This is a genomic window from Cupriavidus sp. SS-3, from assembly GCF_035818815.1.
Classification (GTDB): Bacteria; Pseudomonadota; Gammaproteobacteria; order Burkholderiales; family Burkholderiaceae; genus Cupriavidus; species Cupriavidus taiwanensis_C.
This window is the reverse complement of record NZ_JAYLVT010000004.1, coordinates 343,100-365,172: the sequence shown is the minus strand read 5'-3', so window position 1 is coordinate 365,172 and position 22,073 is coordinate 343,100. Positions and strand designations below refer to the sequence as shown.

General features: G+C 67.5%; 19 protein-coding genes and 1 tRNA gene. 17 read left to right on the top strand and 3 right to left on the bottom strand.

Going from position 1 to position 22,073, the window contains the following annotated elements; genetic code table 11:
* The first annotated feature begins 12 nt into the window (after nt 1-12).
* The 15 genes from rlmN to U9J39_RS09405 all read left to right on the top strand — a co-directional run bounded on the left by rlmN (nt 13) and on the right by U9J39_RS09405 (nt 17,029).
* On the top strand, nt 13-1,167 hold the full coding sequence (rlmN, locus tag U9J39_RS09475) for a 23S rRNA (adenine(2503)-C(2))-methyltransferase RlmN (protein WP_115710005.1): 1,155 nt from the start codon (nt 13-15) through the stop codon (nt 1,165-1,167).
* Complete coding sequence (gene pilW, locus U9J39_RS09470; protein WP_116312742.1) at nt 1,164-1,943, top strand: type IV pilus biogenesis/stability protein PilW; 780 nt, start codon at nt 1,164-1,166, stop codon at nt 1,941-1,943. Before rlmN ends, pilW begins: the two co-directional genes overlap by 4 nt.
* Nucleotides 1,936-2,928 carry a RodZ domain-containing protein gene (locus tag U9J39_RS09465; RefSeq protein WP_115680530.1) on the top strand — a complete coding sequence of 331 codons (993 nt, stop codon included), beginning with the start codon at nt 1,936-1,938 and terminating at the stop codon, nt 2,926-2,928. Before pilW ends, U9J39_RS09465 begins: the two co-directional genes overlap by 8 nt.
* A gap of 48 nt (nt 2,929-2,976) precedes the next feature.
* Nucleotides 2,977-4,269, top strand: coding sequence for a flavodoxin-dependent (E)-4-hydroxy-3-methylbut-2-enyl-diphosphate synthase (gene ispG / locus U9J39_RS09460; RefSeq protein ID WP_018007774.1), 1,293 nt, complete (start codon nt 2,977-2,979; stop codon nt 4,267-4,269).
* A gap of 38 nt (nt 4,270-4,307) precedes the next feature.
* Nucleotides 4,308-5,678 carry a histidine--tRNA ligase gene (gene hisS / locus U9J39_RS09455; RefSeq protein ID WP_115709999.1) on the top strand — a complete coding sequence of 457 codons (1,371 nt, stop codon included), beginning with the start codon at nt 4,308-4,310 and terminating at the stop codon, nt 5,676-5,678.
* 57 nt (nt 5,679-5,735) lie between these two features.
* The gene (locus U9J39_RS09450; RefSeq protein ID WP_115680528.1) at nt 5,736-6,368 is read left to right on the top strand and encodes a YfgM family protein; all 633 of its coding nucleotides are present in this window, start codon (nt 5,736-5,738) and stop codon (nt 6,366-6,368) included.
* Nucleotides 6,369-6,444: 76 nt separating this feature from the next.
* On the top strand, nt 6,445-7,620 hold the full coding sequence (bamB, locus tag U9J39_RS09445; RefSeq protein WP_115709997.1) for an outer membrane protein assembly factor BamB: 1,176 nt from the start codon (nt 6,445-6,447) through the stop codon (nt 7,618-7,620).
* Between the two features lie 218 nt (nt 7,621-7,838).
* The gene (gene der / locus U9J39_RS09440) at nt 7,839-9,182 is read left to right on the top strand and encodes a ribosome biogenesis GTPase Der (RefSeq protein WP_116312741.1); all 1,344 of its coding nucleotides are present in this window, start codon (nt 7,839-7,841) and stop codon (nt 9,180-9,182) included.
* 209 nt (nt 9,183-9,391) lie between these two features.
* A complete protein-coding gene (gene hfq / locus U9J39_RS09435; protein WP_012353158.1) occupies nt 9,392-9,631 on the top strand; it encodes an RNA chaperone Hfq in 240 nt (79 codons plus the stop codon).
* 228 nt (nt 9,632-9,859) lie between these two features.
* Nucleotides 9,860-11,125 carry a GTPase HflX gene (gene hflX, locus U9J39_RS09430; protein ID WP_115709994.1) on the top strand — a complete coding sequence of 422 codons (1,266 nt, stop codon included), beginning with the start codon at nt 9,860-9,862 and terminating at the stop codon, nt 11,123-11,125.
* Between the two features lie 165 nt (nt 11,126-11,290).
* Nucleotides 11,291-12,649, top strand: a complete 1,359-nt coding sequence (gene hflK / locus U9J39_RS09425; protein WP_326346960.1) for an FtsH protease activity modulator HflK — start codon at nt 11,291-11,293, stop codon at nt 12,647-12,649.
* Between the two features lie 10 nt (nt 12,650-12,659).
* Nucleotides 12,660-13,568 (top strand): protease modulator HflC, encoded by a 909-nt coding sequence (gene hflC / locus U9J39_RS09420; RefSeq protein ID WP_115709992.1) that lies wholly within the window; start codon nt 12,660-12,662, stop codon nt 13,566-13,568.
* Nucleotides 13,569-13,756: 188 nt separating this feature from the next.
* On the top strand, nt 13,757-14,908 hold the full coding sequence (locus U9J39_RS09415) for an ATP phosphoribosyltransferase regulatory subunit (RefSeq protein WP_116309329.1): 1,152 nt from the start codon (nt 13,757-13,759) through the stop codon (nt 14,906-14,908).
* Nucleotides 14,909-14,993: 85 nt separating this feature from the next.
* Nucleotides 14,994-16,334 (top strand): adenylosuccinate synthase, encoded by a 1,341-nt coding sequence (locus tag U9J39_RS09410; RefSeq protein WP_115680523.1) that lies wholly within the window; start codon nt 14,994-14,996, stop codon nt 16,332-16,334.
* A gap of 125 nt (nt 16,335-16,459) precedes the next feature.
* Nucleotides 16,460-17,029 carry a phosphoribosyltransferase gene (locus U9J39_RS09405; RefSeq protein ID WP_115709988.1) on the top strand — a complete coding sequence of 190 codons (570 nt, stop codon included), beginning with the start codon at nt 16,460-16,462 and terminating at the stop codon, nt 17,027-17,029.
* A gap of 12 nt (nt 17,030-17,041) precedes the next feature.
* Here U9J39_RS09405 and U9J39_RS09400 read toward each other — a convergent pair whose 3' ends face one another.
* The 3 genes from U9J39_RS09400 to U9J39_RS09390 form a co-directional block, all read right to left on the bottom strand.
* Nucleotides 17,042-17,653, bottom strand: a complete 612-nt coding sequence (locus U9J39_RS09400) for an NAD(P)-dependent oxidoreductase (protein WP_326346959.1) — start codon at nt 17,651-17,653, stop codon at nt 17,042-17,044.
* A gap of 64 nt (nt 17,654-17,717) precedes the next feature.
* A complete protein-coding gene (locus U9J39_RS09395) occupies nt 17,718-18,152 on the bottom strand; it encodes an Rrf2 family transcriptional regulator (RefSeq protein ID WP_326346958.1) in 435 nt (144 codons plus the stop codon).
* 344 nt (nt 18,153-18,496) lie between these two features.
* A tRNA-Leu gene (locus U9J39_RS09390) sits at nt 18,497-18,583 on the bottom strand.
* A gap of 70 nt (nt 18,584-18,653) precedes the next feature.
* Here U9J39_RS09390 and rnr point away from each other — a divergent pair.
* Nucleotides 18,654-21,248 carry a ribonuclease R gene (gene rnr / locus U9J39_RS09385; protein WP_326346957.1) on the top strand — a complete coding sequence of 865 codons (2,595 nt, stop codon included), beginning with the start codon at nt 18,654-18,656 and terminating at the stop codon, nt 21,246-21,248.
* 78 nt (nt 21,249-21,326) lie between these two features.
* Nucleotides 21,327-22,070 carry a 23S rRNA (guanosine(2251)-2'-O)-methyltransferase RlmB gene (gene rlmB / locus U9J39_RS09380; RefSeq protein WP_012353149.1) on the top strand — a complete coding sequence of 248 codons (744 nt, stop codon included), beginning with the start codon at nt 21,327-21,329 and terminating at the stop codon, nt 22,068-22,070.
* Nucleotides 22,071-22,073 lie beyond the last annotated feature (3 nt).

Sequence of the window (22,073 nt, the reverse complement as noted above, 5' to 3'; positions counted from 1 at the left end):
GAGTTTGCCGTCATGAACGATCTCGTCAACCTGCTCGACCTCGACGCGGACGCGCTCACCGCCTATTGCGGCGAGCTCGGCGAGAAGCCGTTCCGTGCGCGGCAACTGCAACGCTGGATCCACCACTACGGTGCCAGCCGCTTCGACGCCATGTCGGATCTCGCCAAGTCGCTGCGCGAAAAGCTCGCGACCCGCGCCGAGATCCGCGCGCCGGCCGCCATCACCGACAACCTGTCGGCCGACGGCACGCGCAAGTGGCTGCTCGACGTGGGCGAGGGCAACGCGGTGGAGACGGTGTACATCCCCGAGGAAACGCGTGGCACGCTGTGCGTTTCCTCGCAGGCGGGATGCGCCGTCAACTGCCGGTTCTGTTCCACCGGCAAGCAGGGCTTTTCGCGCAACCTCAGCACCGGTGAGATCATCGGACAGCTGTGGATGGCCGAGTTCGCCATGCGCGAGCAACTGGGCCGCGGCCCCAAGGATGACCGCGTCATCTCCAACGTGGTGATGATGGGCATGGGCGAGCCGCTGCTGAACTACGACGCGGTCGTGCCGGCCATGCGGCTGATGCTCGACGACAACGCCTACGGCCTGTCGCGCCGCCGCGTGACGCTGTCCACCTCGGGCGTGGTGCCTATGATGGACCGCTTGTCCAAAGATTTGCCGGTCGCCCTGGCCGTGTCGCTGCATGCGTCCAACGACGCCCTGCGCGACGTGCTGGTGCCGCTGAACAAGAAGTACCCGCTGGCCGAACTGATGGCGGCATGCCGCCGCTACCTGGAGTTCGCGCCGCGCGATTTCATTACTTTCGAATACTGCATGCTGGATGGCGTCAACGACGGCGTCGAGCATGCGCGGGAGCTGCTGAAGCTTGTCGCCGACGTGCCGTGCAAGTTCAACCTGATCCCGTTCAACCCCTTCCCGGAATCGGGCCTGAAGCGCTCCAACAACGAGCAGATCCGCCGTTTCGCCCAGGTGCTGATGGACGCGGGCATTGTCACCACCATCCGCAAGACCCGTGGCGACGACATCGACGCCGCCTGCGGCCAGCTGGCCGGGGAAGTGAAGGACCGCACCCGCCTTGCCGAACGCGGCAAGTTCGGCAAGATCACGCCGCTGGTGCCGGTCACTGCCAGCGGCCAGCCGCGGGAGGCGCGCCCTGCATGATCCGTCTGATCGCTGCGGCCCTGCTGGGGCTGCTGATGTTGTCCGGGTGCCAGCTGCCGCATGCGCCGGCGCAGGATCTCCAGACCGCTTCCGACCAGACCGAGGCCAGGCGCCGGGCCGGCATCCGGCTGCAACTGGCCACCAATTACCTCGAGGCCGGCCAGACCGCGGTCGCGCTTGACGAGATCAAGCAGGCCATCGCCATCGATCCGTCGATGGCCGACGCCTACCATGTGCGGGCGCTGATCTACATGAGCATGAATGAACCGACGCTGGCCGAGGACAGCTTCCGCACCGCGGCGTCGATGCGCGCCAATGACGGCGACCTGCTTAACAACTACGGCTGGTTCCTGTGCCAGCAGGGGCGCTACGGCGAGGCCGTGCCCATGCTGCAGCGCGCCGTGTCCGCGCCGTCGGCCGGTGGCGCGGTCAAGCCGCTGATCAGCCTGGGCGCGTGCGAACTGCGCCAGGGCCACAGCGCCGAGGCGGAGAAGAACCTGAAGGCCGCGCTGGGCTACGACCGCAACAACCCGGTGGCGAACACCAACCTGGCGCTGGTGTTCTACCGGCGCGGCGATTACGTCCAGGCGCGCCAGTACGTCCAGCGCGTCAACAACAGCCAATTTGTCACTGCGCAATCCCTCTGGCTGGGAGCGCGCATTGCCCACCGACAGGGCGACGGCCGCACGCAGGATGCGCTGGGGGCGCAGCTGCGCAGCCGCTTCCCCGACTCGCGCGAGGTGGCCGCCTACGAACAAGGAGCATGGGATGAGTGAGCACGACCGCGCCGCAGGCCAGGCCGTACCGACGCAAGCAGTCGGCGGAGGCGCGCATGAAGGAGAACGTGAAGCCGCGGCGCGCGAGATCGGCGCGGCGCTGGCGCGCGAGCGCGAGGCGCAGCGGATGTCCGTCGAGGACGTCAGCGCACGGCTCAAGGTGGCGGCCAGCAAGCTGCGCGCGATCGAGGCGGCCGACCTGAAGGCGCTGCCCGACGTGACCTTCGCCAAGGGCGTGATGCGCGCCTATGCCCGCATGCTCCATGTCGATATCGACCCGCTGCTGGCGCGTTTCCAGCCGCGCGCCGTGGCGCAGGTGGCGGAAATCGCCCGCCAGCGCGAAGGCGGCATCAACGCCGCCTTCGACGACCGCAACCGCTTCCGCTCCGGCGGCAATGGCGGCCGCTGGGTCTGGCTGGCGCTGGTGGCGGTGGTGGTGGCCGCGGGCATCTGGTTCGGGCTCGACCATATCCGCGCGTGGATCGACGCGCGCAGCAGTGCGCCCGAAACCGTGGCGACCGAGGCGCCGGCCGCGGATAACGCAAGCACCGAAGCTGGTATCGTGACCGCGGCGCTGCCGCCGGTGATGGCAGCCAGCGACTCGCCGGCACCGTCCGCCGAAACCGTTCCGGCCAGCGCCGCAGCCGCTTCGGCGACGGTGGCAGCCCCGGCAGCGGCGGCAGCCACCGCGGCGCCGGCCGCATCGGCACCGGCAGCCCCGGCGGCATCCGCCGCGGCGGTCGGCGAGGGTGAACTGCAGATCCGCTTTGCCGCCGATACCTGGTTTGAAATCCGCGACAATAGCGGCAAGGTCGTCATGGGCGGCACCGCCAGGGCCGGCCAGACCATGGCTGGTGGCGGCACGGCCCCGTACAAGGTGGTGATCGGCAACGTCAAGGGCGTCGAAGCGTTCACGCGCGGCGGCACGCCGGTCGACCTGAAGGCAGCCAACCGCAACAACGTGGCGCGCCTGACGCTGCCCTGACGCGGGTGCGAGGTGCGGCAAGGTGCGTCTTTGCAAGGTGGTAACGCTATGAACCAACAGCTCTGTCTCCCGGTCCTGCCGGGCCCGCTGCCGCGCCGCCAGACCCGCCAGGCGCGGGTCGCGTGGGGCGACAATGTGGTGACCATCGGTGGCGATGCGCCGGTGCGGGTGCAGTCGATGACCAATACCGACACGGTCGACGCCATTGGCACCGCGATCCAGGTCAAGGAGCTGGCGCGCGCGGGTTCAGAGATCGTGCGCATCACGGTGAACACGCCCGAGGCCGCGGCCGCCGTGCCGTCGATCCGCGAGCAGCTCGACCGGATGGGTGTCGACGTGCCGCTGGTGGGAGATTTCCACTACAACGGCCACAAGCTGCTGCAGGATTATCCGGCCTGCGCCGAGGCGCTGTCCAAGTACCGCATCAACCCGGGCAACGTCGGCCAGGGCGCCAAGCGCGATACCCAGTTCGCGCAGATGATCGAGATGGCGTGCCGCTACAACAAGCCCGTGCGCATCGGCGTGAACTGGGGCAGCCTGGACCAGGACCTGCTGGCACGCATCATGGACGAGAACGCCGGGCGCGCCGAGCCGTGGCCGGCGCAGAGCGTGATGATCGAGGCGCTGATCACCTCGGCGATCGATTCGGCCAGGAAGGCCGAGGAGATCGGCCTGCCGGGCAGCCAGATCATCCTGTCGTGCAAGGTGTCGCAGGTGCAGGAGCTGGTCGCGGTCTACCGCGAGCTGGCGCGCCGCTGCGACTACGCGCTGCACCTCGGCCTGACCGAGGCCGGCATGGGCAGCAAGGGCATCGTGGCTTCCACCGCGGCGCTGTCGGTGCTGCTGCAGGAAGGCATCGGCGACACCATCCGCATCTCGCTGACGCCGGAACCGGGCGCGCCGCGCGAGAAAGAGGTGTACGTCGGTCAGGAAATCCTGCAGACCATGGGCCTGCGCAATTTCACCCCGATGGTGATTGCATGCCCCGGCTGCGGCCGCACCACCAGCACGGTGTTCCAGGAGCTGGCGGCCAGCATCCAGGCCTACCTGCGCGAGCAGATGCCGCAATGGAAGACCGCCTACCCGGGCGTCGAGGAAATGGACGTGGCCGTGATGGGCTGCATCGTCAACGGCCCGGGCGAAAGCAAGCACGCCAATATCGGCATTTCGCTGCCGGGCTCGGGCGAATCCCCGGCCGCGCCGGTGTTCGTCGACGGCGTCAAGGTGAAGACGCTGCGCGGCGAGCGCATCGCGGAAGAATTCCAGGCGATCGTAGATGAATACGTTCGCACGCATTACGGCCCGGGCGCTGCGCGGGCCGGCAAAGAAGTGGCAGCCTGAGCCGGACCGGCCGGGACCAGCAGCCTGACTAGAACAGAATGACGCAAACCGAGACCATGGCCGCCAACGGCGCCGCCAAGACCGAACCGAAGGCACGCCCCGCCAAGGCCCTGCAGGGCGTGAAGGGCATGAACGACATGCTGCCGGCCGACGCGCCGCTGTGGGAGCATTTCGAGAATGCCGCGCGCGCGATGCTGCGTGCCTACGGCTACCAGCAGATCCGCACGCCCATCGTCGAGCACACCCAGCTGTTCGTGCGCGGCATCGGCGAGGTCACCGACATCGTCGAGAAGGAGATGTACTCCTTCACCGATTCCCTCAACGGCGAGCAGCTGACGCTGCGCCCCGAGGGCACCGCGGCGGCCGTGCGCGCCACCATCGAGCACAACCTGCTGTACGACGGCCCCAAGCGCCTGTGGTACACCGGCCCGATGTTCCGCCACGAGCGTCCGCAGCGCGGCCGCTATCGCCAGTTCCACCAGCTCGGCGCCGAGGCGCTGGGTTTTGCCGGCCCGGACGTGGATGCCGAGATCATCCTGATGTGCCAGCGCCTGTGGGACGACCTGGGCCTGACCGGCGTGCGCCTCGAAATCAATTCGCTGGGGCAGGCCGACGAGCGCGCGGCGCACCGCGAACAGCTGATCAAGTACCTGGAAGGCTTCCAGGACATCCTCGACGACGACAGCAAGCGCCGCCTGTACACCAACCCGCTGCGCGTGCTCGACACCAAGAACCCGGCGCTGCAGGAGATGGCGGCCAACGCGCCCAAGCTGATCGACTTCCTGGGCGAAGCATCGCTGGCGCACTTCGAGGGCGTGCAGCGCCTGCTGAAGGCCAACAACATCCCGTTCAAGATCAACCCGCGCCTGGTGCGCGGCCTCGATTACTACAACCTGACGGTGTTCGAGTGGATCACCGACAAGCTGGGCGCGCAGGGCACCATCGCCGGCGGCGGCCGCTATGACCCGCTGATCGCGCAGATGGGCGGCAAGCCGGCGCCGGCTTGCGGCTGGGCCATGGGCATCGAGCGCATCATCGAGCTGATCCGCGAAGAGGGCGTGGTGCCCGATGCGGTCGGTTGCGACGTTTATTTCGTGCACCAGGGCGAAGCCGCCGCGCAGCAGGCGATGGTCGCGGCCGAGCGCCTGCGTGACGCCGGCCTCGACGTGGTGCTGCACGCCAGCCCGGACGGCAAGGGCGGCAGCTTCAAGTCGCAGATGAAGCGCGCCGACGCAAGCGGCGCGGCCTATGCCGTTATCATTGGCGACGACGAAGTGGCCGCCGGCGTGGTCCAGGTCAAGGAACTTCGCCAGCGCGAGCAGGCCGAAGGCGGTGGGCAACAGGCCACCGTGCCGGCCGAGGGTCTGGTCGATTACCTGATCGACGCCATGGTCGGCGCCAGCGAATAACCTCGCGCCGCAGCCTCACACCACGAGTATCCAACCAACGCAGGTGATTGCCTCGACATGGCTTACGATCTAGAAGAACAGGAACAGCTTGAGAATCTGAAGGCCTGGTGGCGCCAGTATGGCAATGCGCTGACCTGGGCGCTGATCATCGCGCTGCTGGCCTTTGCCGGCTGGAACGGCTGGAAGTACTGGGAGCGCAAGCAGGCCGGCGAAGCCGCGGTGCTGTACGAGCAGGTGCTGAAGGCCGCCGAGGCCCGCGATGCCGAGCGCATCAAGCGCGCCGCGACCGACCTGGAAGGCAAGTACGGCCGTACCGCCTACGGCCAGATGAGCGCACTCGTCGCCGGCCGCGTGCTGTACGATGCGGGCGACCTGACTGCCGCCAAGAGCCAGCTGCAATGGGCCATCGACCACGGCGACGAAGAGTATTCCCACCTGGCGCGCGTGCGCCTGGCCGGGGTGCTGCTCGACGAGAAGGCCTATGACCAGGGCCTGGCGCTGCTCAAGGACGAGCCGCCGGCCGCGTTCGTCGCGCTGTACGCGGACCGCCGTGGCGACCTGCTCGCCGCGCAGGACAAGCGCGACGATGCCCGCACCGCCTATCGCAAGGCGCTGGACAAGCTGGGCCAGGCCGAGCCGGCGATGCGCCAGATCATCCAGTTCAAGCTCGATGCGCTGGGCGCGGCCTGATCCGGCTGCCGCTTGAACCATTGCCATACCGTTGCCATACGTTGATCCGCGGATCGAACAACAGGACCGTAAAGTTATGACGTCAGTGCTTTCCCGTGCCGTACATCGCCAGCCCGCCCGCACCGTTTCGCGTGCGCTGGTGGCGGCTGCCTGCCTGGCCACGCTGGGCGGCTGCGCGCTGTTCAGCAAGGAAAACAAGCACCCGCCCGCCGAACTCAAGCCGGTTTCGGCCACGCTGGCGGTGCGCCAGGCGTGGAAGGCCGATGTCGGCAAGAGCGGCGCCTATTCGATGCAGCCGGCCGCGGCGGGCAACAATGTCTACGTGTCGTCCAACAACGGCAACGTGATGGCGCTCGAAGGCGCCAGCGGCCGCGTGCTGTGGAAGGCCAAGACTGACGTGGACCTGACCTCCGGGCCGGGCAGCGACGGCTCGGTCACCGCGGTCGCGGGCGAGAAGGGCGCGGTCTATGCCTTCGACGCCAGCGGCAAGCAGATCTGGAAGAAGCAGGTCAATGGCGAGGTCCTGTCCGCGCCGCTGGTCGGCAACGGCCTGGTGGTGGTGCGCACCACCGATACCCGGGTGTTCGGCCTGGATGCCGAGACCGGCGAGCGCCGCTGGATCTACCAGCGTTCGCAGACCCCGCTGAACCTGCGCGCGGCGATGGGCATGGTGTTCGCCGGCGACGGCATCGTGATGGGCTTCCCCGGTGGCAAGCTCGGCGTGCTGACGCCGGGCAACGGCGTGCTGCGCTGGGAAAGCGCGATTTCGTACCCCAAGGGCGTGTCGGAGATCGAGCGCCTGAACGACGTCACCGGCCTGCCCATGGTCAGCGGTCGCCAGGTCTGCGCCACCACCTTCCAGGGCCGCGTCGCCTGCCTGGAGCTGGCCAGCGGCCAGCCGCAGTGGGGCAAGGATTTCTCTTCGCCGGCAGGCCCCGCGCAGGATGACAATGCGCTTTACGCCAGCGACGAGCAATCCGTGGTGCATGCCTTCGACCGCCAGAACGGCAGCGAGCGCTGGAAGAACATCGACCTGCGTAACCGCCGCCTGGGCGCGCCGCTGGCGCTGGGCCGCTCGGTGGTGATGGGCGACTTCGAAGGCTATGTCCACTTCCTGTCGCGCGAAGACGGCCAGGTGGTGGCACGCATGAAGACCGATGGCAGCGCCATCACCGCCGCGCCCGTGGTGGCGGGGCAGACCCTGGTGATCCAGACGCGCGACGGCGACGTCTACGGTTTCCAGCCGGGCTGACAGGACCCTATGCGCGCTGCCGTACACCTGTCGGTACGGCCGGCGCCGAATCCGGTAGCATGATCCTTGGCGCGGCAGTTGCAGCGGGTCGGTGACCCGCGCCGCGCCCGACAGGACAAGCGGCAGCCCGCGCCCAGGTGGCGCGGGCTGCCGTTGGAACCCTTGACTCCGGAGTTACCGGGGGGCGGCAGTTGCCGGCCCCCGTTTCCGTTTATGGCATGAAACCAGTTATCGCACTTGTCGGCCGCCCCAATGTGGGCAAGTCGACGCTATTCAACCGCATGACCCGCTCGCGCGACGCGCTCGTCGCCGACCTGCCGGGCCTGACGCGCGACCGCCATTACGGCGAAGGGCGCATCGGCGAACGTCCGTTCATCGCCATCGATACCGGCGGCTTCGAACCCGTGGTCAAGGAAGGCATCGTCGCCGAGATGGCCAAGCAGACCAAGCAGGCGGTGGTCGAGGCCGACGTGGTGATCTTTATCGTCGACGGCCGCCTGGGCCTGGCGCCGCAGGACCGCGCCATCGCCGACTACCTGCGCAAGACCGGCCGGCGCATCATGCTGGCGGTCAACAAGGCCGAGGGCATGAAGTACACCTCGGTGGCGGCCGATTTCTATGAGCTGGGCATGGGCGATCCGTACGCGATCTCCGCCGCCCATGGTGACGGCGTGCGCGAGCTGGTCGATGAAGCCATCGAGCTGGCAGTGCAGGAGCGCCCCGAGCTGGCCGAGGAAGCCTCGGACGAGGGCAAGGGTGTCAAGATCGCCATCGTCGGGCGTCCCAATGTGGGCAAATCCACGCTGGTCAACACGCTGATCGGCGAAGAGCGCGTGATCGCCTTCGACATGCCCGGCACCACCCGCGACGCCATCTACGTGGAGTTCGAGCGTGGCGGCAAGCCCTATACGCTGATCGATACCGCCGGCCTGCGCCGGCGCGGCAAGGTGTTCGAGGCGATCGAGAAATTCTCGGTGGTCAAGACGCTGCAGTCGATCGCGGACGCCAACGTGGTGATCCTGCTGCTCGACGCGCAGCAGGATATTTCCGATCAGGATGCGCATATTGCCGGCTTTATCGTCGAGTCCGGTCGCGCGCTGGTGGTGGGCGTCAACAAGTGGGACGGCCTGGACGGCCATACGCGCGACCGCATCAAGCACGACCTCGAGCGCAAGCTGCAATTCCTCAGCTTTGCCAATGTCCACTTTGTGTCGGCGCGCGAACGCACCGGCATCGGCGCGCTGATGCGCTCGGTCGACGATGCGTATGCCGCGGCGATGGTCAAGCTACCGACTCCGCAGCTCACGCGCGTACTGCAGGAAGCGGTGGAATTCCAGCAGCCCAAGCGCGTCGGTGCATCGCGGCCCAAGCTGCGCTATGCGCACCAGGGCGGCTCGAATCCGCCCATCATCGTGATTCACGGCAATGCGCTGTCGGGCGTGGCCGAGACCTACCGGCGCTACCTGGAAAACCGTTTCCGTGCGGCCTTCAAGCTCAAGGGCACGCCCCTGCGCATTGAATTTCGCACGAACAAAAATCCGTACGCGGACTCGAAGGAGTGAGTCCGGAATCGGATCCGTGGCGGGCCAGTTTTCGTTTGCGTTCGTTTGGAACTGCGGCTAAATTCACGGTAGCAGGGGGTTCCCTGTGCATTGACGCCAACTTGGTACCGTTTTGATCTTTTTTCTGGCGCGTTTTTGCGCCGCCTGACTTGAACCGGGGATTTCCATCCCCATCATTCACCACTAAACCTATAAATTTGGAGTGTGCCATGAGCAACAAAGGGCAACTGCTACAAGACCCGTTCCTGAACGCGCTGCGCAAAGAGCACGTGCCGGTTTCCATCTATCTCGTCAATGGCATCAAGCTGCAAGGCAATATCGAATCGTTCGACCAGTATGTCGTCCTGCTGCGCAACACCGTGACCCAGATGGTCTACAAGCATGCGATTTCCACCGTCGTGCCGGCACGCGCGGTCAATTTCCGCGTGGATGATTCCGCCGAGGCCTGATCTGACCGATCTGCCCCAGGGCATCGTACCGGCGCCAGGCGGCGCCGCCACGATGCCCGGCGCCGGCGTGCCGACGCACCCGGTGCCGCGTGGCCCGGCGGTTGCCAATGCGCCCGCCGCCACGTTCCGCATCATGCGGCGGCCTGTCCCGGCAGGGGCCAGGACAGTGTCCGAGATCCGCCATCCCTTCCCCTGAACCCGAATTTCCCTGCGCATTCGCGCCCGCCCTTGGACCCCAGAGCCACCTCCAATACCGCCCCTTCGCGCGCCATCCTCGTCGGCGTCGATTTCGGCAAGCATGATTTCCAGGAAAGCCTCAGCGAACTGGCGCTGCTGACCACCACCGCCGGCTCGCTGCCGGTGCATACGCTGACGGGCCGCCGCGCGCGGCCGGACCCGGCCTTGTTCATCGGCTCGGGCAAGGCCGAGGAGCTGAAGGAGGCCGCCGATGCGCTGGACGCCGACGTGGTGGTCTTCAACCACGCGCTGAGCCCGGCGCAGCAGCGCAACCTGGAGCGCTTCCTGCAACGCCACGTGATCGACCGCACCGGCCTGATCCTCGACATCTTCGGACAGCGCGCGCAGAGCCACGTGGGCAAGGTGCAGGTGGAGCTGGCGCAGGTGCAGTACCGCGCGTCGCGGCTGGTCCGCGCGTGGAGCCACCTGGAGCGGCAGAAGGGCGGTATCGGCATGCGCGGCGGCCCCGGCGAGCGCCAGCTGGAACTGGACCGCCGCATGCTGGACGAGCGCGCCAAGCGGCTCAAGTCCGATCTGTCGCGGCTGCAGCGCCAGCACAGCACGCAGCGGCGCGCGCGCGCGCGCAACGACACCCTCAGCATCTCGCTGGTCGGCTATACCAACGCCGGCAAGTCGACGCTGTTCAACGCGCTGACCAAGGCCGGCGCGTATGCGGCCAACCAGCTCTTCGCCACGCTCGACACCACTTCGCGCCGGCTGTTCCTGGATGGCCTGGGCAACGTGGTGCTGTCGGACACGGTCGGCTTTATCCGCGACCTGCCGACGCAGCTGGTGGCGGCGTTCCGTGCCACGCTGGACGAGACCGTGCATGCCGACCTGCTGCTGCATGTGGTGGACGCCTCGAGCCCGGTGCGCCACGAGCAGATCGAGCAGGTCAACCGGGTGCTGGCCGAAATCAATGCGCTCGACATCCCGCAGATCGTGGTGATGAACAAGATCGACGCCGCGCCCGAACTGCTGGGCGACGGCCCGCGTATCGAGCGCGACGCGGACGGCATCCCCACCCGCGTGTTCCTGAGCGCGCGCGAGGGCCTGGGCCTGGACGCGCTGCGCGAGGCCGTGGTCGAGGTGGCGCAATGGCTGGCCAGCCGCCCGCCCGAGCCGCAACCTTATGATCCGCGCCTGGACGAGGTGGCGCAGTCCGATGACGCCGGCGATGGCGACCACGATGGCGTTGACGGCGGCGTGGCGGACGAGGGCGACGATGCCGATGCGGCGGACGCGCGCCGGCTGTAGGGCCCTGGTGGCCAGCCGCCGCACCAGGCCGCTATGGTGCCGGTTCGGCGCCGGTTCTGCCCAATTCCGGTGCGGTTGCCGCGGGGATTGCGCGAATTGGCCAAAAGTGGCGCCGATGACTGCTAGAATCCCCCTGTTACAAACTTCCCCGGACCCGTGCACTTCATGCCCCAGTTTCCCCGGAATGCTGATTCGAGCCTGACACCAGGCGGCCGCCTCGCGCTGCGCGCGGGCTGGCAGCGCCTGCGCGCCATCTTCTCGCTGAACGATCCGCGCTGGGGTCGGGACGGGCAGGACGATGACAAGAAGGACGGCCGCGACGACAACCGCCAGCAAAACCAGCGTCCGCAGCAGGATGGCGGCCCGCCGGACCTTGACGAACTGTGGCGCGACTTCAACCGCCGCCTGAACGGCCTGCTCGGCCGCAAGGACAACGGCGGCAACGGCAACCAGGGCTTCGGCGGCCCGCGCACCCCGGGCAAGGGCTCGAGCGTCGGCGCCGGCGTGATCGTGGCCGCGGTGGTGGGCATCTGGCTGGCCAGCGGCTTCTTCATGGTGCAGGAAGGCCAGACCGCGGTGATCCTGCAGTTCGGTAAATTCAAGTACTCCGCCGGTCCCGGCATCAACTGGCGCATGCCCTGGCCGATCCAGTCGGCCGAGGTGGTCAACCTGTCGGCGGTGCGCTCGGTCGAGGTCGGCCGCTCCACCTCGATCAAGGACAGCAACCTGAAAGACTCGTCGATGCTGACGCAGGACGAGAACATCATCGACGTGCGCTTCACCGTGCAGTACGTGATCCAGGACGCCAGCGAATTCCTGTTCTTCAACAAGACCGACCGGGGTGGCGATGAAGAGCTGGTGACGCAGGCGGCCGAAACCTCGGTGCGCGAGATCGTCGGCCGCAACAAGATGGACGCGGTGCTGTACGAAAACCGCGAACAGATCGCGCAGCAGCTGGCCAAGTCGATCCAGGCCATCCTGTCGGCGTACAAGACCGGCATCCGCGTGCTGTCCGTGAACGTGCAGAGCGTGCAGCCGCCCGAGCAGGTGCAGGCCGCCTTCGACGACGTCAACAAGGCCAGCCAGGACCGCGAGCGCGCCATCAGCGAAGGCCAGGCCTACGCCAACGACATCATCCCGCGCGCCAAGGGCACCGCGGCGCGCCTGAAGGAAGAATCCGAAGCCTATCGCGCTCGCGTGGTGGCGCAGGCCGAGGGCGATGCGTCGCGTTTCCGTTCGGTGCAGTCGGAATATGCCAAGGCGCCGCAGGTGACGCGCGACCGTATCTATCTGGAAACCATGCAGCAGATCTACTCCAATTCGACCAAGGTGCTGGTCGACGCGCGCCAGGGCAACAACCTGCTCTACCTGCCGCTGGACAAGCTGATGGCGCAGGCCGAGGGCCGCGCCACGCCGCAGCCGGGCCAGCCCGGCGCGGCGGGCACGCCGGCGCCCGCGCCGGATGCCTCGACGGACAACCGGTCGCGCGAATCGCTGCGCAACCGCGACCGCGACTCGCGCTGAGGAGACCGTCATGAACCGACTGATTTCCTTCGCGATCGGCTTTTTCATCCTGCTGGCCGTGGTCTCGTCCATGCTGTTCGTGGTCGACCAGCGCCAGTACGCCGTGGTGTTCGCCTTCGGCCAGATCAAGGAGGTGGTGCGCGAGCCGGGCCTGCACTTCAAGCTGCCGCCGCCGTTCCAGAACGTGGTGTTCATGGACCGCCGCCTGCAGACCATCGACGTGGCCGCCAACGAGCGCTTCCTGACCGCCGAGAAGAAGAGCATGGTGGTGGACTGGTTTGTCAAATGGCGCATCACCGATCCGCGCAAGTTCTTCGTCGCCTTCGGCGGCAACCTGCGGGGCGCGCAGGACCGCATGACGCAGCGCATCGACTCGGTGGCGCGCGAGGAGTTCGGCAAGCGCACCGTCGCCGACGTGGTCGCGGGCGAGCGCGAGCAGGTGATGCAGTCCATCCGCAACGGCATGAGCGAGTACGCCAAGTCGGTCGGCGTCGAGATTCTCGACGTGCGCCTGAAGCGCGTCGACCTGCTGCCCGCCATCAGCGAATCGGTGTATCGCCGCATGGAGGCCGAGCGCAAGCGCGTGGCCAACGAGCTGCGCTCCACCGGCGCCGCCGAGGGCGAGAAGATCCGTGCCGACGCCGACCGCCAGCGCGAAGTGGTGCTGGCCCAGGCCTATCGCGATGCGCAGATGATCAAGGGCGAGGGCGATGCCAAGGCGTCGCAGATCTATGGCGAGGCGTTTGGCCGCGATCCCCAGTTCGCGCAGTTCTGGCGCAGCATGGAGGCCTACCGCAACACCTTCCGCGACAAGCGCGACGTGCTGGTGCTCGAGCCCAATTCCGAGTTCTTCCGCTACATGCGTTCCAGCGGCGGCGCCGCGGCCGCGGCTTCGGGCAATGGCGGAGGCAAGCGCTAGCACCGTCGCCTGTCCGTGTGGCGAACTGACAAAACCCCGGCTTGCCGGGGTTTTGTCCGGCTGGAGCCGTCGCTGCGGAGTGATGGCGCGGGCGCGCGGTGCCCGCACCCAGGTTTTTTGCCGGGCCAGGCCCGGTCCCTGCAGGCGCTGCGCCGGCAGGCAACTGAATGACTGAGAAGAGATTCACCATGTCCAACCATTGGCTGCTGCCAGAAAACATTGCCGACGTGCTGCCGTCGGAAGCGCGCAAGATCGAAGAGCTGCGCCGCCGCATGCTGGACCTGTTCCGCACCTACGGCTACGAGCTGGTGATGCCGCCGATGCTGGAATACCTCGAGTCGCTGCTGACCGGCACCGGCCATGACCTCGACCTGCGCACGCTCAAGCTGGTCGACCAGCTGTCGGGCCGCACCATGGGGCTGCGCGCCGATATCACGCCGCAGGTGGCGCGCATCGATGCCCACTTGCTGAACCGTCCCGGCGTGACCCGGCTGTGCTACGCCGGCAACGTGCTGCACGCGCGCCCGGCGGGGTTCCACGCCACCCGTGAGCCGATCCAGATCGGCGCCGAGATCTATGGCCATGCCGGCCTGGAAGCCGACGTCGAGATCCAGGAGCTGATGCTGGCCGCGCTGACCGCGGCAGGCCTGTCGGATATTCGTATCGACCTGTGCCATGCCGGCATCCTGGAGGCGCTGCTGGCTGGCCTGCCGTCGATCCGGAAGATCGAGGACGCGTTGTTTGCCGCGCTGGAAACCAAGGACGTGCCGGCCCTGCGCGAACTGACCGCGGGCATGCCGCAGACCGAGCGCGACGCGCTGCTGGCGCTGCCGACGCTGTACGGCGGCGTCGAGGTGATCGAGCGCGCCCGCGCGACGCTGCCGGCAAGCCCGGCCATCGGCCGTGCGCTCGATGAACTGGCGGCGCTGGCGGTGCAGGTGCGCGGCGCCAGCGTCAATATCGACCTGTCGGACCTGCGCGGCTACCACTACCACAGCGGCGTGATGTTCGCGGCCTACGTGGCGGGCCTGCCCAACTACGTGGCTCGGGGCGGCCGCTACGACAAGGTGGGCGAGGCCTTCGGCCGCGCGCGTCCGGCCACGGGTTTCTCGCTGGACCTGCGTGAAGTGGCGGCGCTGTCACCCGTCGAGGTGCGTGCGCTGGCGATTTTCGCCCCCTGGGATGCGGACCCGGCACTTCGTGCCGCGATCGCCGCGCTGCGCGCCGCGGGCGAGATCGTGATCCAGTCGCTGCCCGGCCACACGCATGAGCTCGATGAATTCAATTGCGACCGGCAGTTGGTGCGCAAGGATGCCGGCTGGGCCGTGGTGCCGCGCTGACGCATCGACGCCGCGGCGGTCCAAAAACCCGGAATCGCCCGGCAACAAGAGTAGAATACGTTTTTAACCTATTGACCAAAGCAATATGTCCGCATCCGCAGTAGGCCAGGGACGCAATGTCGTCGTGATCGGCACCCAGTGGGGTGACGAAGGCAAAGGAAAAATCGTCGATTGGCTTACCGACCATGCAAAGGGCGTGGTGCGGTTCCAGGGTGGCCACAACGCTGGCCACACGCTGATCATCGGCGGCAAGAAGACCATTCTCCGGCTGATCCCCTCGGGCATCATGCGCGCCGGCACGGTCTGCTACATCGGCAACGGTGTGGTGCTGTCGCCCGAAGCTTTGTTCCGTGAAATCGAAGAACTCGAAAGTGCCGGGCTGCAGGTGCAGAGCCGCCTGCGCATTTCCGAGGCGGCCACGCTGATCCTGCCGTACCACGTCGCCATCGACAAGGCGCGCGAAGCGCGCCGCGGCGCGGCCAAGATCGGTACCACCGGCCGCGGCATCGGTCCGGCCTATGAAGACAAGGTGGCACGCCGCGCGCTGCGCGTGCAGGACCTGTTCGACCCGCAGCAGTTCGCCGAACGCCTGCGCGAAAACCTGGACTTCCACAACTTCATGCTGACCCAGTACCTGGGCGCCGAAGCCGTCGATTTCCAGCAGACCCTGGACGAGGCGCTGGCCTACGCGCCGCGCCTGGCACCGATGGTCGCCGATGTCTCGGCCGAGCTGTACGCGGTCAACGCCGCCGGCGGCAACCTGATGTTCGAAGGCGCGCAGGGCACGCTGCTCGACGTCGACCACGGCACCTATCCGTTCGTCACCTCGAGCAACTGCGTGGCCGGTGCCGCCGCGGCCGGCGCGGGCGTGGGCCCGGGCCGCCTGAACTACATCCTCGGCATCACTAAGGCCTATTGCACCCGCGTCGGTGCCGGCCCGTTCCCGAGCGAGCTGTACGACAACGACAACCCCTCGCGCCAGGACCCGGTGGGCGTGCGCCTGGCCAACGTCGGCAAGGAGTTCGGCTCGGTCACCGGCCGTCCGCGCCGCACCGGCTGGCTGGATGCGGCCGCCCTCAAGCGCTCGGTGCAGATCAACGGCGTGTCGGGCCTGTGCATGACCAAGCTGGACGTGCTCGACGGCCTCGAAAGCATCAAGCTGTGCGTCGGCTATACGCTCGACGGCAGCACCGTCGACATCCTGCCGCGCGGCTCGGATGCCGTGGCGCGCTGCGAGCCGGTCTACGAAGAATTCCCGGGCTGGAACGAGTCCACCTTCGGCGTGAAGACGTGGGACGCACTGCCCGAGCAGGCCCGTGTCTACCTGAAGCGCGTGGAAGAAGTGGTCGGCATTCCGATCGACATGATCTCGACCGGCCCCGATCGCGACGAGACCATCCTGCTGCGCCATCCGTACAAGGCCTGAGCGCCTGCGCACTACCCGCAGGGCCGCGCGCCACGAGCGCCGCGGCCCGCCAGAAAATAAATCGGCCCGCGCAAGCGGGCCGAGCCATATCGGTCAACCGACCGCACGATATCACGAGCAAAACGATGAACCTGCCTACCAACGATGACGAGAACCTGTGGGTCTCCTGGGACGAATACCATCGCCTGATCGCACGCCTGTCGCTGAACGTGCATGAGTCGGGCTGGAAGTTCGACAAGATCCTGTGCCTCGCACGCGGCGGGCTGCGCGTGGGCGACCAGATGTCGCGCATCTTCGACGTGCCGCTGGCCATCCTGGCCACCAGCAGCTACCGCGAGGCCGCCGGCACGCAGCAGGGCGATCTCGACATCGCGCAGTACATCACCATGACCCGTGGCGAGTTGAGCGGCAAGATCCTGCTGGTCGACGACCTGGTGGACTCGGGCATCACGCTCGAGCGCGTGGGCCGCCACCTCAAGGAACGCTATCCGGCGGTGACCGAAGTGCGCTCGGCGGTGCTGTGGTACAAGGCGTGCTCCAAGGTGGAGCCGGACTATCACGTCACCTTCCTCGAGTCGAATCCCTGGATCCACCAGCCGTTCGAAGAGTACGACACGCTGCGCCCGCACAACCTCGCGGCTTGGCTCAAGCGCGGCAGGCGCGCCAGCCTGCTGGACGACGGCGGGCGCGACTGAGCGCGGTCCGGCTCAGTAGCCCACCGTGAAGCGCTGGCGCGAATGCGCCGGCGTCTCGATTTCATCGAGCATCGCGATGGCATAGTCTTCCATCGAGATCCAGCTCTTGCCTGCTGCGTCGCTCAGCAGGTCTTCCTTGCCGATGCGGAAATGGCCGGTGCGCTCGCCCGGCTCGAACAGCGCGGACGGCGACAGGAAGGTCCAGTCGATCTGCTGCTCGCCGCGCAGCGCGTTCAGGAAGTCGCGGCCGGCCAGCGCCTCGGCCTTGTAGGCGTCGGGAAAGTTGGGGGTGTCGACCAGCTGCACGCCCGGCGCGACATGGAGGCTGCCGGCACCGCCCACCACCAGCAGCCGCGGCACGCCCGCCTGGCGCACCGCCGTGGTTACCTGCTGCGCGTTCAGCTGGGCGAAGCGCGCGGTGCTGATGACGGCATCATGGCCGGCGAGGGCGGCGCTCAGTGCCGCGCTGTCGGTCGCATCCACATCCTTGCTGGTCACCCCTGCGCGCGCGGGCAAACGGCTGGCCTGGCGCGCGATGGCGGTCACCTGGTGGCCGCGGCGCACGGCTTCGTCGGTCAGGCGCGTGCCAACGCGGCCGCTGGCTCCAATGATGGCGATCTTCATGGTCACTCCTTGGTTGAGTCAGTTGTATATGAAACTGATGTGGTTACACATCGGGGTAAAAAAATCAGCGCTTGCGGCGCTGGCTGCCGCGCTCGACATCGGCCAGCATGCTGGCGATGGTGATGCCGGCCAGGGTCTCGTCCATGGCCGCCTGCGCGCGGTCGGCAACCTTGCGCAGCGCGCCCGTGATTTCGCGCCCGACCATGCAGGCCGGATTGGGCGCACTCTGGTGTAGCGTGATCAGCGCGGTGGTTTCGACCACGCGGAACACCTCCAGCAGCGTGATCGACGCGGCCGGCCGCGCCAGCGCGGCGCCGCCGGTGCTGCCCATGGTGGTGGCCACCAGTCCCGCCTCCGCCAGTTGGCCGACCAGGCGCCGGATCAGCGCCGGGTTGGTGCCGACGCTGCCGGCAATCAGCGACGACGGCACCGGCTCGGCGGAACTGGCCAGCAGGGTGAGGATATGGACGGCGACGGCAAACCGGCTGCTTGTGCTCATGATGTCGGGTGCGATGTGAAACCATGATAGTTACACATTGGGGGCAACGTCAAGTATCGGGAGAAGGCGGTTGCGGTGAAATGGTTTTGCACGGGCCGCCGGAATGCCGGAATCGCCACTGAAGCTGTTACACTCCCCGACATTGCCGTAACCTTGTGGTGCGGCTGCCGCGCGGGGTACGGTGCGCGGTTTCACGGACGGGAAAAAACCCGTACGCTCGCAGGTATGACATCGCGGCGGTGCCGCCAAGCAAGGAGTGCAAGTTGCCGGATCTGATGCGCGAAACAGGCGTAGAAAACAAAAAACCCGCAGGGCTCGAAAGCGCTGCGGGTTTTCCGGTAATTTGGTGCCCAGGAGAGGACTCGAACCTCCACAGTGTTGCCACCGCTAGGACCTGAACCTAGTGCGTCTACCAATTCCGCCACCTGGGCAGGTGTCGAAACAACCGAAGCGCTCATTATAGAGAGCGCGAGAATTTTGTCAAATAGTTTCCAGAAAAAATTGAATCAGAATAACTATCCGATCCCCAGCCGGGAAGAAATCCTGGGCGTGCTGAGAACGTCGGGATCCCCCCAGTCGGCAGGCGATATCGCCAAGGCGCTGGCGGTCACGCGCAAGGAGCATGACGGCTTCCAGAAGCGCCTGGCCGCGATGGAGCGCGACGGCCAGATCGAGCTCAACCGCAAGGGCCGCTACGAGCTGGCCCACCAGCCCAACTTCGTCACCGGCCGGGTGCAGGGCCACCGCGACGGCTTCGGCTTCCTGATCCGCGACGATGGCGAGGACGATATCTTCCTGCCCGAGCGCGAGCTGCAGAAGGCCATGCACAACGACCGCGCGCAAGTGCGCGTGGTGGGCTATGACCGGCGCGGTCGCCCTGAAGGGCAGATCGTCGAGATCATCGAGCGCGCCAACCGCTTTGTCATCGGCCGCCTGCTCAGCGAGGGCGGCGTGCTGGTGGTCGCGCCCGAAGACAAGCGCATCAGCCAGGACATCCTGATCCCGCCCAAGGCGCAGGGCAAGGCGCGCGTGGGGCAGGTGGTCAGCGTCGAGCTGACCGAATTCCCTGACCGCTACGTGCAGCCGGTTGGCCGCGTGGTGGAAGTGCTGGGCGAAATCGACGACCCCGGCATGGAGATCGAGATCGCCGTGCGCAAGTACGGCGTGCCGCACCAGTTCTCTCCGGCCGCTGCCCAGGAAGCCGCCGGGCTGCCCGACGAGGTGCGCCAGGCCGACCTGGACCACCGCATCGACCTGCGCGACATCCCGCTGGTCACCATCGACGGCGAAGACGCGCGCGACTTCGACGACGCGGTCTATTGCGAGCCGGTCAAGATCGGCCGCGCCAAGGGCTGGCGCCTGATCGTGGCGATCGCCGACGTGTCGCACTACGTGCGTCCGGGCACGCCGCTCGATGCCGATGCGCTCGACCGCGCCACCTCGGTGTATTTCCCGCGGCGCGTGATCCCGATGCTGCCGGAGAAGCTGTCCAACGGACTGTGCTCGCTCAATCCGCACGTGGACCGGCTGTGCATGGTGTGCGATGCCGTAATCACCGCCAAGGGCGAGCTCAAGGGCTACCAGTTCTATCCGGCGGTGATGCACTCGACGGCGCGGCTGACCTACAACGAGGTCTGGGCGGTGTTGTCCAACACCAAGGGCCCCGAGGCGCACAAGCGCAGCGAGCTGGTGCCGCACCTGCAGAACCTGTACGAGCTGTTCCAGGTCCTGCTCAAGGCGCGGCGCGCGCGCGGCGCGATCGACTTCGACACCACCGAAACCTATATCGTCTGCAATGCGCAGGGCAAGATCGAGCAGATCCTGCCGCGCACGCGCAACGATGCGCACCGGCTGATCGAGGAATGCATGCTGACCGCCAACGTGTGCGCGGCCGATTTCCTCGAACGCTTCAAGCACCCGGCGCTGTACCGCATCCACGCCGGCCCCAGCGACGAGAAGCTGAAGAACCTGCGCGACTTCCTGCGCACCGCCGGCCTGTCGCTGGGCGGCGGCGACAAGCCGCAGGCGTCGGACTATGCCGAGGTGATGGACAAGATCAAGTCCCGCCCGGACGCGCCGATGCTGCAGACCATGCTGCTGCGCTCGATGCAGCAGGCGGTGTACAGCCCCGACAATATCGGCCACTTCGGCCTGGCGTACGAGGCCTACGCGCACTTCACCAGCCCGATCCGCCGCTATCCCGACCTGCTGGTGCACCGCGCGATCAAGGCGGTGCTGGCGCACACCAAGTACCAGCCGGCATTTGCCCACGGCACCGAGCTGAACACCGCGATCTCGCCGAAGGCGCGCAGGCTGCAGGCGAAGGACGCGGAGCAAAAGGCCGAGCTGACCGCTGCGCGCGCCCGCCGCAACGAGGCCATCTGGGACGAGCTGGGCCTGCACTGCTCCGCCAACGAGCGCCGCGCCGACGAGGCCTCGCGCGATGTCGAGGCCTGGCTCAAGTGCTACTTCATGCGCGACAAGCTGGGCAGCGACTATGCCGGCACCATCAGCGCCGTGACCTCGTTCGGCATCTTCGTGCAGCTCGACGAGCTGTACGTGGAGGGCCTGGTCCACGTGACCGAGCTGGGCAGCGACTACTTCCAGTACGACGAGGCCCGCAACGAGCTGCGCGGCGAGCGCACCGGCATCCGCTACCGGCTTACTGACCGCGTGCGCGTGCAGGTGTCGCGCGTCGACCTGGATGCGCGCAAGATCGATTTCCGCCTGGTGCAGGAGCCGTCGGCGAAGACTCTGCGCGCGCGGGTTACGGGCGCCGAGACCCAGCCGCGCGTGCCGGCCGCGCATGCGGTGCCGGCGCGCAAGAAGGGCCGCCAGCTGGCCGCGCTGCTGGGCGGTTCCTCCAAACCGGAAGAGTCGTTCGACGAAACCCTGGACCGGGTGATCGAAGAGCAACCGGTGTTCGAGGCGGTGATCACGCCGCTCAAGCCGCATCTGAAGACCGGCAAGCCGGGCAAGCGCGCCGCCAAGCCCAAGCCCGCGCACCTGGAAAAGCCGCGCAAGCCGGCCTCCAAGGCGCACCCGGCCAAGCCGGCAGGCAAGACCGCCGCCAAGCGCACGCCGCGCAAGCGCTAGCGGATCGGCGCTGGATTGCCGTCGGGTTGCCGCCCCCGCCCACGCGGGGACGGCGGCCGGGCGGGTACAATCGCGCCCATGGCTAAACAAAAACTCCTGATCGGCTTTCACGCCGTGACCGCGCGCCTGCGGCAAGACCCCAAGGGCGTGTCCGATATCTACATTGAATCCGCCCGCCGCGACCGGCGCATGCAGGACTTCGTGCGCCTGGCCGAAAGCCTGGGCGTGCGCCTGCATCCGGTCGATGCCGAGCGCCTGCGCGGCATGGCAGGCACCGACCGCCACCAGGGCGTGGTGGCGCGTGCCGAGGACGTGGCACTGGCGCTGAACCTGGACGAGTTGCTCGACGGCATCGAAGGCACGCCGCTGCTGCTGGTGCTGGACGGCGTCACCGACCCGCACAACCTGGGCGCCTGCCTGCGCGTGGCCGACGGTGCCGGCGCGCACGCCGTGATCGCGCCCAAGGACCGCAGCGTCGGCCTGAACGCCACCGTGGCCAAGGTCGCCAGCGGCGCGGCCGAAACCGTGCCCTACATCACCGTGACCAACCTGGCCCGCACCCTGCGCGAACTGCAGGAGCGCGGCATCTGGGTGATCGGCACCGCCGACGGCACCGAGAAGTCGCTGTACGACATCGATTTCAAGGGACCGACCGCGATCGTAATGGGCGCCGAGGGGGAGGGCATGCGCCGCCTGACGCGCGAAACCTGCGACGAGCTGGTCGGCATCCCGATGGCGGGCGGCGTGGAAAGCCTGAACGTGTCGGTGGCCAGCGGCGTGTGCCTGTACGAGGCCGTGCGCCAGCGGCGCCTGCCACGCTGAGAC

Excerpts from the sequence above, each read along its gene's own strand:
- U9J39_RS09400 (WP_326346959.1), bottom strand. The coding sequence starts at position 17,653 with ATGAAGATCGCCATCATTGGAGCCAGCGGCCGCGTTGGCACGCGCCTG.
- ispG (WP_018007774.1), top strand. The coding sequence starts at position 2,977 with ATGAACCAACAGCTCTGTCTCCCGGTCCTGCCGGGCCCGCTGCCGCGC.
- hfq (WP_012353158.1), top strand. The coding sequence starts at position 9,392 with ATGAGCAACAAAGGGCAACTGCTACAAGACCCGTTCCTGAACGCGCTG.
- rlmN (WP_115710005.1), top strand. The coding sequence starts at position 13 with ATGAACGATCTCGTCAACCTGCTCGACCTCGACGCGGACGCGCTCACC.
- der (WP_116312741.1), top strand. The coding sequence starts at position 7,839 with ATGAAACCAGTTATCGCACTTGTCGGCCGCCCCAATGTGGGCAAGTCG.
- rlmB (WP_012353149.1), top strand. The coding sequence starts at position 21,327 with ATGGCTAAACAAAAACTCCTGATCGGCTTTCACGCCGTGACCGCGCGC.
- U9J39_RS09395 (WP_326346958.1), bottom strand. The coding sequence starts at position 18,152 with ATGAGCACAAGCAGCCGGTTTGCCGTCGCCGTCCATATCCTCACCCTG.
- U9J39_RS09450 (WP_115680528.1), top strand. The coding sequence starts at position 5,736 with ATGGCTTACGATCTAGAAGAACAGGAACAGCTTGAGAATCTGAAGGCC.
- U9J39_RS09410 (WP_115680523.1), top strand. The coding sequence starts at position 14,994 with ATGTCCGCATCCGCAGTAGGCCAGGGACGCAATGTCGTCGTGATCGGC.
- bamB (WP_115709997.1), top strand. The coding sequence starts at position 6,445 with ATGACGTCAGTGCTTTCCCGTGCCGTACATCGCCAGCCCGCCCGCACC.
- hflC (WP_115709992.1), top strand. The coding sequence starts at position 12,660 with ATGAACCGACTGATTTCCTTCGCGATCGGCTTTTTCATCCTGCTGGCC.
- hflK (WP_326346960.1), top strand. The coding sequence starts at position 11,291 with ATGCCCCAGTTTCCCCGGAATGCTGATTCGAGCCTGACACCAGGCGGC.
- U9J39_RS09405 (WP_115709988.1), top strand. The coding sequence starts at position 16,460 with ATGAACCTGCCTACCAACGATGACGAGAACCTGTGGGTCTCCTGGGAC.
- hisS (WP_115709999.1), top strand. The coding sequence starts at position 4,308 with ATGACGCAAACCGAGACCATGGCCGCCAACGGCGCCGCCAAGACCGAA.
- pilW (WP_116312742.1), top strand. The coding sequence starts at position 1,164 with ATGATCCGTCTGATCGCTGCGGCCCTGCTGGGGCTGCTGATGTTGTCC.
- U9J39_RS09465 (WP_115680530.1), top strand. The coding sequence starts at position 1,936 with ATGAGTGAGCACGACCGCGCCGCAGGCCAGGCCGTACCGACGCAAGCA.
- U9J39_RS09415 (WP_116309329.1), top strand. The coding sequence starts at position 13,757 with ATGTCCAACCATTGGCTGCTGCCAGAAAACATTGCCGACGTGCTGCCG.